Consider the following 14177-nt stretch of genomic DNA (forward strand, 5'->3'; position numbering starts at 1 on the left):
GTTTTTCTTCCGACTTTGCTACTGTACTGGCTCTTTCAAAAAAGGATGCTGTTTTCTATGTCTAAAGTTATGATCACTGGTGCAACGGGCTTACTTGGCCGCGCACTTTGCCAAGAGCTAAATAGTACCCACGAGATTTTAGGATGTGGCTTTAGCCGAGCAGCCGCGCCACTTCACAAACTTGACTTGGCTGACCACAATTCGGTTTTAGATTTCTTAGATAATCACGGCCCAGAGATACTTATTCACGCAGCAGCAGAGCGTAGGCCAGAGCAATGTGAGCGAGATCAAGCAGCCACGCTTGCGCTTAATGTTGCAGCAACCGAGTTCTTAGCCCAAGCCTGCCGCGAAAGAGATATTCGATTTTTCTTTATTAGTACCGACTATGTGTTTGACGGTACCTCAGCACCTTATGTTGAAACAGATATCACTAATCCTGTGAACTTCTACGGTCAAACTAAGCAAGCTGCGGAGCGTGCAATACTGGCAGACAGCGCACTACACACCATAGTGCGAGTGCCAGTTTTATACGGCGAGGTAAAAACGCTGGAAGAATCTGCGGTAACCGTTATTGCAAAACAGCTGTTAGCCAACCCCGCTTCAAGTCACGATCATTGGGCCATTCGCTACCCCACCCATGTCAATGATATTGCGCTAACTCTCAAGGATGTTATCGCACAGCCTAGCCTTGGTGGGATTATTCATATCAGTGGCAATCAAGCATTCACTAAGTATGAAATGGCGCAGGTCATGGCGCAGGCTTTGCAACTACCGACGCAAGATCTCGTGCCGCTGAGCCAACCGAGTGACGATGCCACAAGACCACAAAATTGCGCTCTAAAAGACACTAGATTGATTAACATGGGGATCGCTCACCACCGCGATTTTGCAACTGCGGTGAGTGAAGTGCTCACGAACCACAGATAACGCTTAGAAGAGGTTATTACGACCAAAGGGCACTTCTAATGTATTGTCATTGCCTGATACTGAGTGCCCTACCATTTCGTCATAAGCACTTTGATGTCTAATCACCATTTCCATGTAGCTAATATCAAGCAGGCGTTTTTGAATTTGCAGCGGGTTATGTGCTTTTAAAAACTCACCATTTTCTTCCGTGACATAATATTCCACGTTATTAATAAGCACACTGACTTGATAAAGCGCTAAATCAATGGAATGCACTATTACCTTTTGCAGCGGCTGATGTTGTTTTAACTTTGAAAACGCAATGGCCATTGATATTCCCCATACATGGATCCAAACAGTCTGTTGCCCTACAATACGCGCTGTTATCTCATTTTGATCATGTGAATGTCTATGTCCTATCCGATGCGTTTGGCTAAATATCTCAGCCACTGCGGTGTTTGCTCTAGGCGACAAGCGTCTCGCTTAATTGACAGCGCAAGAGTGACCGTAAATGGTCGCTTGGCCAATCACATAGATCACATCAATTTGACCGATTCCATTATGGTCGATGGTGAACTGGTCGCGCCCCCGCAAGCGAGAAGGCTCTTTGTTTACCATAAACCTGTTGGTATAGACTGCAAAGTGAATCCAGATGACCCGGCTAGTATCTATCATGTACTACCTAAATCGTGTCGTGTTTATCCAATAGGTCGGTTAGACAAAGACAGCCGGGGGTTACTACTACTCACCAACGATGGGGCACTGTGTCAGCAGTTAATCCACCCAGACCATCATCAAGAGAAAGAATATGAGGTGCAAGTCGACAAGCCTCTAGATCCAGGTTTTTGCCTTAAAATGGCAGCCGGCGTGCCAGTGAAGGGCCAAATAACCCTACCCTGTACCGTTGAACAAATCGCACATGACCGCTTCAGAATAGTGTTACGCCAAGGACTCAATCGCCAGATCAGAAGAATGGCACATCACTGTGGTTATCGGGTTATCGACTTATACCGAGTGCGTATCGCAAACTTAGCATTGACACAACTAGAGGTTAACTCCGCTGAAGTGAAAGAGATTTCAGCAGGGTTAATTAAATTAGCCTAAGTGTAGAGTCACGCAAAGGACAACTATAAACCACACACCACAATAATGGCGATAGCACAGCCGAGTCCTAGCGCCCATACGATGGAGCGCAGCACGTCAATATTCGCCCAATACAGCACACAATATAATGCTCGAGCGACAATATGGCCTATGGCTAGCCATTCGACTAGAGAAGTGTAGGTTTGGGTGCCAAACGCAACGGCTAAGGCGACAGCAAAAACAGCTAATGACTCAAAACAGTTTTGATGTGCGGCTAATGCTCTTGCCCCCAGCCCTGTCAGCTTCTTTTGCTGTTCACGCGGGAGCTTGTTGTCATAGCCCCCTTCTTTGTTCATCGCCACTGCCACAGGAATTTTGGCAAAATAAGGTAGTAAGATAGCAAGAATTGCACAGATGATTAGTATACCCACAAGATACTCCTTCAACCTTTTGATTATTCAACTCAGTAGAGCAGAATAGCGTTAAAAAGAAAAGCCATAAGTGAATACGTAATACCCTAACCTATGGCCCAATCTTGTAGCATCGACCTTAATCATATCGTGATACTGAAAATTGAACATGTGGCAAATTGTCGCAGTACGCCAACCACAAGAATGCTTCCGTAGCACCTTGAATACACATTGAATTATTTTCACTATCACGATAATTCATTTATTCAGACTCTCTCCTATCCGGTATGCTGATACACATTCGAGCATTGTAGAGTCACCTCTCATGTGGATTTTGTTCACCTTACTAGCTGCTTTTTCTCAGGCATGGCGAAATGCTTTTCAAAGCAAATTGAGTGAAAGCGCCTCCACAACCAGCGTCACCTTAGCAAGATTTATTTTAGCCAGCCCACTTGCGGGGTTATATCTTTGGAGCCTTTACCAGATTGCTCCTGCAGAATCGCTCGTCATTAACGATGACTTTTTAGCCTTTGTGCTGGGGGCCAGTGTCATGCAGATCATCGCGACGGGGTTAATGGTGGTGCTGTTTAAGCAAAATAATTACGCCATAGGTGCTGGACTTGCGAAGAGTGAGGCACTCGTGGCGGCGATTTTGGGCGTACTCTTTTTTGGCTCGAGCTTAACTTTACTCGGTTGGTTTGGTGTCTTTATCGGCGCCATCGCGGTGTTGTTATTGAGTGGGTTTAGCCTGCGTGCTTTCAATGGTCAAACTGCTCTAGTAGGACTTGCCTGTGGAACAAGCTTCGCGCTTACTTCTCTTTGGGTGCGTGAAGCCAGTATCGCATCGGGCCTACCTTTCCCCCACAGTGCAGCCTGGGTGTTGCTGTTAGTGCTGGTTTGCCAAACTGTGATGTTGAGTATGTATTTGACGATACGCGAGCCACACTCTTGGCGCGTGCTGTGGCAACGTCGTAAACTGACGCTGGCAATTAGTGTTAGCAGTTGCATCGGTTCTATAGGTTGGTTTAGCGCAATGAGCCTTGAGCATGTAGCCTACGTGAAAACACTCGGCCAAATCGAAGTGTTTTTCACTTTGCTTATCTCATTTTTATGGCTCAAAGCGCCGGTAAAGAAGCGCGACTCAATGGGACTCTTACTCATCGCCATTGCGGCTATTTTGGTTATGCTAACTTAAGTACCACAACCCCACTGATGATAAGTAACACGCCCAAGTAGCGCATAAAACTACTTGGGTCACCGTAGAAAAAGATACCCACTAAGAATGTGCCTGCCGCGCCAATACCCGTCCACACCGCATACGAGGTACCCAGTGGAATTTGCTTTTGCGCCAGCCATAACATCCAGCCGCTCAAGGCCATAAAACCAACGGCTATCACTATGCCTAACCAACGAGTATCGGCTTGTTGAGCCATTTTCAGACCAACGGGCCAACCTATTTCAAACAAGCCAGCCATAATTAAATAAACCCACGCCATACTATTTTTGTTTCAACTCCACAGAATACAGGTCTTTTCTTCGGTCTCGTAAATTACGCACCGTTCCTTCACTATGCAATATTTTGAGTTTATCTAAGTCTAAGTCACTAAATAACAGCATTTCCGTATTTGGTGTTGCTTCGTTGAGTGCAGCATCATGAGGAAAAGCAAAGTCCGATGGCGTCAACACCGCTGACTGCGCGTACTGCACATCTAGGCTTTCTACCTGTGGCAAGTTGCCAACGCTTCCTGCGATAACCACGTAGCATTCGTTTTCAACCGCACGAGCTTGCGCACAGTGCCTCACCCTTAAATAGCTATTTTTTGTGTCAGTCCAAAATGGTACAAACAAAATATCCAGCCCTTTTTCAGCCATGATCCGTGATAACTCTGGAAACTCCACGTCGTAGCATACTTGGATCCCTACTCGGCCCGCATCCGTATCGAACACTTCAATTTTATCACCGCCTTTGATAACCCAATCGTAGTCTTCGTGAGGGGTGATATGAATTTTACGTTGTTCATCCACTTTGCCAGAGCGGTGACACAAGTAACTGACGTTATAGAGCTTGTCGCCCTCAAGTAGCGGCATAGAGCCCGTGATAATATTGGCATTGTACTCAATCGCCATTTGCGACATAGCGGCTCTAAACTGCTCGGTATACGTCGCCAACGCACGAATAGCTTCGGTCTGATTTCTATAGCTTCCGAGACCCATTAGTGGCGCGTTAAAGAATTCAGGGAACAGGATAAAGTCACTTTGGTAATCCGAAACCGTGTCCACAAAATACTCAACTTGTTTCATTAGCTCCTCTACCGATTCCACCCGGCGCATTTGCCACTGTACAGCCCCCACTCTGACGATGGTTTTCTTACTTTCGATCACGGTATCGGTGGGCTCGAAGAGAATGTTATTCCACTCAAGTAGGGTCGCATAGCCTTCGGAGTCCTGATCTTCCGGTAGATATTGTTTAAGCAGTCGCTTTACTTGGAAGTCGTTGGCAAGTTGGAAGCTTAGAATGGGGTCGTGTAATTCTTTATGATCGACTTTGTTTATATACTCCATCGGCGACATACTGCCACGGAATTGCTTATAAAGCGGAATACGGCCACCTGCTAAAATCGCACGCAAGTTGTACTGACGACAAAGCTCTTTACGGGCATCATACAGTCGCCGACCAAGGCGTAGACCACGATGGCTTTTGGCTATCACTACATCCAGCCCGTACAGCGCATCAGCATTACTATCACTAAAAATTCGGCTATGCGCGTCAACAATGTCTTCATAGGTATGTGGGTTAGAAAAGGTTTGATAGTCAACTTGAACACTCAGCGCGATACCGACGAGACGCTCACCGTCTTTGACACCGATCTGTCCCTCAGGAAATTGGTCAATCAACCTAAATATCGTATGACTCGGCCACGCTCCACCGAGATCTGGGTAGGCTTCATCCATTAATGACTTAACCTGATCGTAGTCAGGCTTTTCTAGGTTACATAGCGTGATCCGCGCTTTTTCTACAGACATATCAACTCCAAAGCTTTTATTATCTACCTATCTCTCACTCTACTACAGCCAACCTTGCTGGATGCTGAGCGAATCACCAGAGCTTAGGTCAAATAGACGGCAAATCACAATAGAGCTTCTATACTTTATTTTATTGTGAATACCACAAGAGCTTACGTTTGACTAAATACCACCCTTATAGCAAACCAGACCAAGTAGAAGCATTAAAATTTGCATTATTACGACGTGTGGCCGCGTATTGCATGTGGCTACACGCTGGCCTCATTGGTGTATTTTGGCATTTAGAGGTGAACATACTTGCTTGGGTCAACGTGGGTAGTGTACTGATGTGGTACGTTGGCATTAAACTCATTGATGCGAGTAAGCCCTCTATTGCACTGCGGGTTTTCTGCCTTGAAGTCGCCGTCCATGCGACGCTGGTGTGTGCCTATCTCGGCATGACACTCGGGTTTCAGTACTATCTCTGGACAGTGTCTTGCCTCATGTTGTTAGACTACCAACTCAGGTTACGCAATGCCGTGATTTATTCCGTTGTGTTGATCACGCTATTCGCAGTCTTAGAATTATTGTTTGGTGATGTTGCCTATCAATATCGCTATCAACAGTTAATTCCCTATGTCCATTTTGCCAATGTGCTCATATGTGGTATTCCAATGATCTACACAATCAGCCACATACGTAAAATGACGGTGCAACAAAGAGACAAATTAGAAGAACTCGCTGCACACGATCCGCTCACTCAAATGTTCAACCGTCGCTATGCGCGCGAATTAATCACCCATGCTAAAGAAAACTGTATCTCTACTCACTCTCCTTTATGTTTGGTGATGGCGGATATCGACCACTTTAAAAAAATCAATGACACCTTTGGCCATGACAAAGGAGATCAAATCTTAAAAAGCGTGGCCGAAACAATCAAAGCACATATTCACCCTGCAGACATTGCCGTTCGTTGGGGTGGTGAAGAATTTTTAATTGTGCTGGCGCCTTGCTCTAGTGGAGAGGCAATGCAGCGCATGGAAAAATTACGACGAGCCGTCGAAGCCACCAGTTTTGAAAACGAAATACTTAAAGTCACCATGAGTTTTGGCGTTGCAAATTGGGACCCTAGTCAAACTTTTGAGGTCGTCATTCAACATGCGGATGCTGCGCTTTACGACAGCAAACATTCAGGTCGAAACCGTATTACCGCAGCACCGATTTTGCGTGTATCGGAGGGCGTAAGTTAACCCCTCCGATACGTTCAGTGCAAAGCCTTACTTAGGTGAAATGACGATCTGATGAGTTATTTTGCCCGGTAACAAAGGGGTGTTGCCTCCTTCAGTATAGTCATTAAACCCCGTACGATAAAATGGTGATAGCGGATGTCCACTTTGGCCACCAGCAACCGTTAAAATCGCATTTTCTAAATGGCCAGGTTGTGCAATAAAGCGCTGTGATGCACCAAATGCTTTACCTTGCACTGCTGGCATAAAGGTATCACCAAAGGCTTGTGTGGTTGGCATATCTAACAACCCACTTAGCATAGGCATTTGTTTGGAGAATGGGTGCTGCACCTTAAGTGCATTCACATCTCCCCAACGCCAAGCAGCCATATTACTGCCATAGCGTTCACTGAGTTTTTGTTTGGCTAGTTGATATGCCGCCAGCTCAAGTTCATTCCAATTGCTATAGCTGCCAAGCCAGCTATTTGGTTGCTCAGTTAAAAGCTGCCAAAGGCCGGGTTCGAAATAACCTTTAACAGACTTCAGCGACAGGCTCTGCGTTTGTAAATACTGCTCTAACGGCGCATATAATGTGTCTATCAAGGCATTGCGATAAGCTTTCACCAAAGTGTAGCCAACTGAATCAGCACACGCGCAGCCCTGCCACTCTTTAAGTAACTTTAAGTCTTTGTCAAATAAGCTTGGGTCTTGCGTTTGCAATAGCGTGACTAAACGCTCATGCCAAGGCGTTAAAAACTTCGCTTGGTTATCTAGTTGCAGCTGATAGAAATCTGCTTCGGTGAAAACTTGCTTACTAATCAGGCCATCACGAATTTGTGCTGCGCGTGCACCTGGCGCATAACCGCCATCACCAAAGCGTTGATTATCCGCGACAGACACGACTCGAGCGTTTGCAGTCCATAACTTACCGCTTTCAGGGTCTTGTACCACCGGGCGAATACTCTCGTTATTTTGCCAAGAGGATTCATACTCTTCCTGCTTCACCGCAGTATCATGAGCAAACTTGCGAGCAGGAATAGCGCCAATCGGCGTCCACGCTGCACTACCTTGACTATCCACCACGACCAAATTCTGAATTGGAATGCCCACATTTTTGGCATGTGCAGTCGCTTCTCCAACTTCAGAGAACAGCTCAAGCTGAATGAGCTCTAGATTGACTGCATAGGGCTGGTGAGCAACCCAACTCAGCGCAAGCTTTTTATCACCCAACTGCTTTACTGGGCCAAACGCACTCATTTCCAACTGATAGGTATGCACCTCACCGCTAGGTAACATAATCTCTTCAGCGATCTGCTGTGTTTTGGTGTCGCTATTAAGCTCTATCCAATCAGCAGCATCTAGATAGCCATTCGTAAATCCCCATGCGATGTGATTATTGCTACCAACAACGATGGCAGGCGCGCCAGGTAACGACACGCCTGTGACTTGTACCTCTTTACCCTGTTCCTGATAGTTTAGCTGCGCGCGATACCAAATTGATGGTACGCTTAAACCCAAATGCATATCGTCCGATAGCATAGCCGCTCCTGTTTTCGTCAGCGCACCGGTTACCGCCCAGTTGTTACTGCCATATAACGGTACATCTTCAATATGCTGGGGCTGAATTTGCGCCAGATGCGGCTCTAAGATTGGAATAGCGGCAGTTGGTGCCGTTATTACGCTACCATCTAATGCGGCTTGATGGTGGCTGGGCTGCAAAATGAAATCGAGCATACCTTGACCATATTGCTGCTTAAGGGCTATCAAGGCTTCATCACGCTCATAGTTGGCTGTTTGTAAATCTAGATACATGCTGAAAATAACTAGCAAGCTGTCCTCTGGCTGCCAAGGTTTAGGTTTTGATCCCAATAGCAAATATTCAAAACTGGTGAACCCAGATTGCGCTCGACCATCATTCACTCCACGAGTATAACGCTCAAGAGTTAATCGATAAGCACTCGGTAAGGACCGTACAATTAACTCAGCTCGCTTTCTAAACTGATGAAATCGCATCCTTTCATCTAAACCTATTGCAGCGGAACCAAATAACTCGCTCAACTCACCCGCAGCATTACGACGTAATAAATCCATTTGAAAAAATCGGTCTTGGCCGTGCGCAAAGCCCAAACCATAGGACGCATCTGCTCGCGAGTCCGCCGATACCACTGCTTGTCCCATCGCATCTCGCGCTACCGTCACGGTATTTTCAATTGTCGTAGCACTACCTTTTCCATCGAGTGCTGGCAAGCTCAATGCCAACAGACCATAGATGGTCGCTGTCCCTAGTAATACGAGCAACAGCAGTACGACAACAATTCGTTTAATCCAAGTAAGCATAGCTATCCTTTACAATGTGCTAAATATACAGCTGGAAGGTATATCATGTCATCGGCCAATAAACCAATATTCTCGACTGTGTCACAGTTATAAGACAATCAAGTTAAAACGTTTTATTTTGCTCAATTAGATTTCGCTTTGTGAGGACTGAACTATAGTTAAATCATCGTCTTCAACACAAAAGCACCATGATTTCTGAACTATCGACATCACCACTTAAATTTCGCTTTGTGAAATATAGCTTCTGGCTTCTGCTGGTCGTTATCATTGCGGTGGCATGGTATGTCGATCAAGTAAACTATCGCCGCTTAATCGCAATAGAAAAGAGTCGCTCGACCGAGGAAGTGAATGTCTACCGCACTAAAATAGAGGGTATTCTGGCAAAAAATGTACAACTTGTCAGAGGGCTAGGCATTGCCCTTTCAGGTCAATCCGAGCTATCTCAAGCTCGCTTCGAACAGCTCGCAAAACCCTTATTCGATAGTAGCCGAACCCTTCGCAATATCGGAGCAGCCCCAAATATGCGGCTCGACTATATTTATCCTTTAAAAGGCAATGAAAAAGCCATAGGCCTAAACTATCAAACCCATCCGACGCAAAAATACGGCGCATTACTCGCCAAAGAAAGTCGCGAAATCGTGATGGCAGGGCCACTAGAATTACTTCAGGGCGGGACTGGTTTAATCGCAAGAGTTCCAGTTTACACTGATAAAACCCACTTCTGGGGGTTACTCTCTGTCGTGCTCGATATGGATAACCTTTATCAACAAGCAAACTTTACCGCATTAGAAAGTCAATACCTGATTGCGATTCAAGGCGTGGATGGCAAAGGCCGAGAAGGTGATTATTTTTATGGCAACAGTAATATACATTCGCTTGCCCCCATCGCATTTAGTGTTAATGTGCCCTCCGGTGAGTGGGAACTCTACGCCGTGCCCCGCATTGGCTGGCAACCAGCAGTAACTGCAGTATGGCCTTTTCGCTTAGCAATCATCGCGCTGATTGTCATCTTTATTGCCGCATTTATCTTTATCAATCGACTGCTATCGCAACTTCAACGCAATGCCTTATCACTGACCAATATGGGCATACTCGCAGAAGTTGGCGCATGGGAAATTAACGTCAAAACCCGTGATATTATTTGGTCGGACGTCACCCGTAGTATTTTCTGCGTGCCAAGGCAATTTCAGCCTACTTGGATGAATACGACAGAGTTTTTCAAAGCAGGTTTGCACAGAAAGCGCTTGCAAGACTGTATTGATGAACTTATAAAAACCGGCCATGAGTTCGAAGAAGAATTTATCATCCAAACCCAAAAGATGGATGACTTATGGGTGCTGGTGAAAGCACGCGCTATTCGCAGTGGCAAACGCACTAACCACATTTTTGGTTCCATTCAAAATATTCATAAACGCAAAATCATGGAGATGGAACATGATAAATTCGCCAAAAATAATGAGCTCCTTGCCCATTTGAGCTCTCACGAAGCCATCTTAAATAACCATCTCAGCAAAGCACTCACACTCTGTGCAGATACCTGTAGCAAAGGAGTGGAGGTTAATAAAGTTAGCATTTGGCAATTTAATGAGGATAAAAACCAGCTGATCCCAGTGTGTTTTTCAAATGCAGCGATGGATAACTTAGAGCACTTTCCTCCTTGGCGAAAAGCAATAGCGCCTGCGTTATTCAATGAAATTGAGAGTGGCCAAATAATTGCGGCGGAACAAGCTGAAAACCACCCAACAACAATGGCCCTCACCACAACGTACCTTGAGCCTTTTGAAATTAAGGCGATGCTTTGCTGTCCTATCAGTCATAAAAACCAAACCTTAGGCGTTCTTTGTGCAGAGTACGACATAATAAGTCCAGCTTGGGGTCAAAGCGATCTCCGTTTAATGAAGTCTATCGCCGCCATGTTAGGAAGCCTTTTTATCAATAAAGCCCACCAAAAGGCAAAAAATCAAGCCATCATTGATAAAGATTTAGCAGAGCAATCCGCAAAAATGAAGGCTGAGTTTTTAGCCAGCATGAGTCATGAGATACGCACCCCACTTAATGGTGTAATGGGTATGGTTGAGCTTGTCATGCACTCACAACTCACTTCGACTCAACACCACCAGCTCTCCTTGGCACATAGTTCAGCGAAATCTTTGCTCACTATAATTAATGATATTCTCGACTTTTCCAAAATCGAGGCTGGTAAGCTAACGATAGAATTTGTTGAGTGCGATCTTATCGAGATGCTCAGTAATATGCTGTCTGGGTTTGTGCGCGCCGCTGATGCCAACAATAACCGGCTGCATATCGATTTATCAGGTATGAAAGTCCATACCGCGCAAACTGATCCGAATCGCCTCAAACAAATTCTCAATAATTTGCTAAGCAATGCAATTAAGTTCACCCATGATGGTTCAGTGACATTAAGCTGCCATACAGAACAAACGGGCGAGCAAACTCGGCTTTGGTGCAGTGTAGAAGATACTGGTATCGGTATATCAAAGGAAAAGCTCAATAAAGTTTTTGATTCATTTACCCAAGCAGATATATCAACCACTCGGCAATATGGCGGCACAGGGCTTGGTCTCACCATTGCAAAGCAATTATCTCAATTGCTCGGTGGCGACCTACAAGCATTTAGTAAAGAACACGTTGGCAGCACGTTCTCCTGTAATGTGCTACTAACTGCTGCCAAACCCATTACCGAGCATGAAAAGTCTGATAATTCAACGTTATATATATTAAGCGAAATCAATGAAGACTATAGTAAACTACTGAAGCCTTGGCATATCACGTGCTTACACGTGCAGCAACTTGATATGCTCATGACTCAGCTACAACAACCATCCTCACATCTTGCTGTTATTTTGGATGCCAAGTTACTCAATGCCATACCACGGAAAAAGCAACAAGCACTCAAAACGCAGCTAACACAACAACAGATCGCTCATGTGGTTGCCGTTGAAGAACAAAGTAGTGAAACGCTCTCGCTATTTTCCTCTTGTGAGCGGGTGTACTACCCCATTACGCCATATGCAGCACTTCAGGTGTTCAACTCTGATTATCAAGATCCAGACAAGCCGAAATCCGTCAAAGCCGATTCACCGGTCAGTGCTGAACTCTTGTTAGCACGCTCAATCTTATTAGTGGAAGATAATCGGATAAACCAAACCGTTGCGATAACCATGTTAGAACGTTTAGGTGCAAAAGTAGTCTGCCAAGAAAATGGAGAGTTAGCACTTGCACACTTGCAATCGATTAACAAACCTTACGATGTTATTCTAATGGATTGTCAGATGCCGGTGATGGATGGTTATCAGGCAACACAGCAGATCCGCCAAGGTGTTGCCGGAAAAAACCATCAGAATAGCGTGATCGTTGCACTAACCGCCAACGCGATGCAAGGTGATAGAGAAAAATGCCTCAATGCAGGTATGGATGACTACCTCACCAAACCCATTGACTTTGATGAGCTAAAAGCCAAACTTCTGCAAGTAAAACCACAGCAAACAATGCAGGCACCTTCGTCTACGGCCCAACAAAGTTAGCTCGCACACTTTGCTACAGTAAATATTGGTATTATATTGCTATTATCAAGATGATGTTATAAATCTCATCAGCAACAACAAAAATAAGGAAAGTGATGCAATTAGATACTCAAGAGCAACGTGTACTGGGTAGCTTAATCGAAAAGCAAGTCACCACCCCAGAACAATATCCAATGTCACTCAACGGCCTCACCAATGCGTGTAATCAAAAGTCAAATCGCGAGCCGGTGATGGAACTCTCTCAAAATGACGTGCTAGATACATTGACTCGCCTACAAGAAAAACGCTTAATTACCTGCGACGAAGCACTGTCTGGTCGCGTCGACAAGTACAGCCAGCGCTTTTGTAACAGTGATTTTGGTCACCTTAAAGTCAACGCGAAACAAAAAGCGATTATCTGTTTGTTGTTACTGCGTGGACCACAAACCCCAGGTGAACTGCGTACCCGCAGCAGCCGCCTCGCAGAATTCAGTTCCGTACAGGACGTTGAGTCGACATTAAGTGCGATGCAAGAACATGATTATGTGGTTAAGCTTGCCCGAGAACCAGGAAAACGAGAAAGTCGTTATCAACACTTGTTTGGTGACCAAGTCGTTGAACCAACAACAACATCGGCAGAACCCATAACCTACACACAAAATGACAGCGAAATCGAGAGCTTGATCGCCGAGATTGAGCAATTAAAGCAAGAGCTCGCCACCATCAAAGCACATTTAGGGCTTTAAAAAGCGCGTCAGCACCAACATAATAGAAGTTTATCGCCCCGATAGTATTGAGGAAACAGTATGCGTGAAGCAATCATGGCCGAAATGAAAGTTCAGCCAATTATTGACCCGGAATTTGAAGTCAAACGACGTGTCTCATTTTTAAAAGCACGATTACAAGCCTCTGGCTGCTTCACTCTTGTGCTTGGCATCAGCGGAGGCGTTGATTCGTCAACTTGTGGACGCCTATGCCAGCTAGCTATCGATGAACTCAATGCTGAACATGGTACTGGGGCTTATAAATTTATTGCCATGCGCTTGCCGTATGGCGTTCAAGCTGATGAAGATGAAGCGCAACTTGCACTTGAGTTTATCCAACCGAGTCAGCGCTTAACAGTCAACATCAAGCCTGCGGCCGATGCTATGCACGAGCAAGCACTTGCTGCCATGGCCGGTGGAAGCGTGCCACTGCCTTCACAAGCCAGCGTGGATTTTATTAAAGGAAACGTAAAGGCACGCCAGCGCATGGTAGCGCAGTACCAAATAGCAGGCCTGACTCGCGGTTTAGTAGTCGGTACCGATCACAGCGCTGAAAACATCACGGGCTTTTACACCAAGTTTGGTGACGGCGCCTGCGACTTAGCGCCCTTGTTTGGCCTGTCAAAACGCCAAGTTCGCGCACTAGCGGCTTTTCTCGGGGCACCTGCGGGATTAGTACATAAAGTACCGACAGCCGATCTCGAATGCGACCGTCCAGGCCTTTCCGATGAAGAAGCGCTAGGACTAAGCTATGACAATATTGATGACTTCCTTGAAGGTAAGCCTGTTAGCAGTGAAGTAAACGACAAACTTATTGCCATTTATCAGCGCACCCAACACAAGCGTCAACCAATTCCTACAGTATACGACGAACAATAGTCTTGTTGGCAGGAGATAACCAGTTATTCATCCTGCCAACCCTAA

12 protein-coding genes are annotated in these 14177 nt (G+C 45.6%); 7 read left to right on the forward strand and 5 right to left on the reverse strand.

Annotated features, from left to right (window positions below):
- Positions 1 to 57: 57 nt before the first annotated feature.
- Positions 58 to 927: an SDR family oxidoreductase gene (locus ABMY45_RS21710; protein WP_349289505.1), complete on the forward strand. Its 870-nt coding sequence runs from the start codon at positions 58 to 60 to the stop codon at positions 925 to 927.
- Between the two features lie 3 nt (positions 928 to 930).
- Here the strand turns inward: ABMY45_RS21710 and ABMY45_RS21715 are convergent, their stop codons facing one another.
- Positions 931 to 1236, reverse strand: coding sequence for a DUF6482 family protein (locus ABMY45_RS21715; RefSeq protein WP_174171001.1), 306 nt, complete (start codon positions 1234 to 1236; stop codon positions 931 to 933).
- An 81-nt stretch (positions 1237 to 1317) separates the two neighbouring features.
- Between ABMY45_RS21715 and ABMY45_RS21720 the strand changes: the two genes are divergently transcribed.
- A complete protein-coding gene (locus tag ABMY45_RS21720; protein ID WP_227387659.1) occupies positions 1318 to 2010 on the forward strand; it encodes a pseudouridine synthase in 693 nt (230 codons plus the stop codon).
- A 23-nt stretch (positions 2011 to 2033) separates the two neighbouring features.
- Here the strand turns inward: ABMY45_RS21720 and ABMY45_RS21725 are convergent, their stop codons facing one another.
- Entirely contained in the window at positions 2034 to 2420 is a 387-nt protein-coding gene (locus tag ABMY45_RS21725) for an MAPEG family protein (protein ID WP_010604218.1), read from the reverse strand.
- Positions 2421 to 2724: 304 nt separating this feature from the next.
- Between ABMY45_RS21725 and ABMY45_RS21730 the strand changes: the two genes are divergently transcribed.
- Positions 2725 to 3594 carry a DMT family transporter gene (locus tag ABMY45_RS21730; RefSeq protein ID WP_349289506.1) on the forward strand — a complete coding sequence of 290 codons (870 nt, stop codon included), beginning with the start codon at positions 2725 to 2727 and terminating at the stop codon, positions 3592 to 3594.
- Here the strand turns inward: ABMY45_RS21730 and ABMY45_RS21735 are convergent.
- Positions 3581 to 3895, reverse strand: a complete 315-nt coding sequence (locus tag ABMY45_RS21735) for a multidrug efflux SMR transporter (RefSeq protein ID WP_010604216.1) — start codon at positions 3893 to 3895, stop codon at positions 3581 to 3583. The genes ABMY45_RS21730 and ABMY45_RS21735 overlap by 14 nt on opposite strands.
- Before the next feature lies 1 nt (position 3896).
- Positions 3897 to 5423 (reverse strand): bifunctional GNAT family N-acetyltransferase/carbon-nitrogen hydrolase family protein, encoded by a 1527-nt coding sequence (locus ABMY45_RS21740; protein ID WP_010604215.1) that lies wholly within the window; start codon positions 5421 to 5423, stop codon positions 3897 to 3899.
- Positions 5424 to 5581: 158 nt separating this feature from the next.
- Between ABMY45_RS21740 and ABMY45_RS21745 the strand changes: the two genes are divergently transcribed.
- On the forward strand, positions 5582 to 6652 hold the full coding sequence (locus tag ABMY45_RS21745) for a GGDEF domain-containing protein (RefSeq protein ID WP_349289507.1): 1071 nt from the start codon (positions 5582 to 5584) through the stop codon (positions 6650 to 6652).
- 27 nt (positions 6653 to 6679) lie between these two features.
- Here ABMY45_RS21745 and ABMY45_RS21750 read toward each other — a convergent pair whose 3' ends face one another.
- Positions 6680 to 8965 carry a penicillin acylase family protein gene (locus ABMY45_RS21750; protein ID WP_349289508.1) on the reverse strand — a complete coding sequence of 762 codons (2286 nt, stop codon included), beginning with the start codon at positions 8963 to 8965 and terminating at the stop codon, positions 6680 to 6682.
- A 188-nt stretch (positions 8966 to 9153) separates the two neighbouring features.
- Between ABMY45_RS21750 and ABMY45_RS21755 the strand changes: the two genes are divergently transcribed.
- From ABMY45_RS21755 to nadE, 3 genes are all read left to right on the forward strand, one after another.
- Complete coding sequence (locus tag ABMY45_RS21755) at positions 9154 to 12510, forward strand: ATP-binding protein (protein WP_349289509.1); 3357 nt, start codon at positions 9154 to 9156, stop codon at positions 12508 to 12510.
- A gap of 95 nt (positions 12511 to 12605) precedes the next feature.
- Positions 12606 to 13235, forward strand: coding sequence for a DUF480 domain-containing protein (locus ABMY45_RS21760; RefSeq protein ID WP_010604211.1), 630 nt, complete (start codon positions 12606 to 12608; stop codon positions 13233 to 13235).
- Positions 13236 to 13295: 60 nt separating this feature from the next.
- On the forward strand, positions 13296 to 14132 hold the full coding sequence (nadE, locus tag ABMY45_RS21765) for an ammonia-dependent NAD(+) synthetase (protein WP_227387640.1): 837 nt from the start codon (positions 13296 to 13298) through the stop codon (positions 14130 to 14132).
- Positions 14133 to 14177 lie beyond the last annotated feature (45 nt).

Source organism: Pseudoalteromonas sp. XMcav11-Q, from assembly GCF_040104525.1.
GTDB lineage: Bacteria > Pseudomonadota > Gammaproteobacteria > Enterobacterales > Alteromonadaceae > Pseudoalteromonas.

Bases quoted from the DNA above. Each gene is read 5' to 3' on its own strand.
- ABMY45_RS21760 (WP_010604211.1), top strand. From the start codon at position 12,606: ATGCAATTAGATACTCAAGAGCAACGTGTACTGGGTAGCTTAATCGAA.
- ABMY45_RS21710 (WP_349289505.1), top strand. From the start codon at position 58: ATGTCTAAAGTTATGATCACTGGTGCAACGGGCTTACTTGGCCGCGCA.
- ABMY45_RS21720 (WP_227387659.1), top strand. From the start codon at position 1,318: ATGTCCTATCCGATGCGTTTGGCTAAATATCTCAGCCACTGCGGTGTT.
- ABMY45_RS21715 (WP_174171001.1), bottom strand. From the start codon at position 1,236: ATGGCCATTGCGTTTTCAAAGTTAAAACAACATCAGCCGCTGCAAAAG.
- ABMY45_RS21730 (WP_349289506.1), top strand. From the start codon at position 2,725: ATGTGGATTTTGTTCACCTTACTAGCTGCTTTTTCTCAGGCATGGCGA.
- ABMY45_RS21750 (WP_349289508.1), bottom strand. From the start codon at position 8,965: ATGCTTACTTGGATTAAACGAATTGTTGTCGTACTGCTGTTGCTCGTA.
- nadE (WP_227387640.1), top strand. From the start codon at position 13,296: ATGCGTGAAGCAATCATGGCCGAAATGAAAGTTCAGCCAATTATTGAC.
- ABMY45_RS21735 (WP_010604216.1), bottom strand. From the start codon at position 3,895: ATGGCGTGGGTTTATTTAATTATGGCTGGCTTGTTTGAAATAGGTTGG.
- ABMY45_RS21740 (WP_010604215.1), bottom strand. From the start codon at position 5,423: ATGTCTGTAGAAAAAGCGCGGATCACGCTATGTAACCTAGAAAAGCCT.
- ABMY45_RS21755 (WP_349289509.1), top strand. From the start codon at position 9,154: ATGATTTCTGAACTATCGACATCACCACTTAAATTTCGCTTTGTGAAA.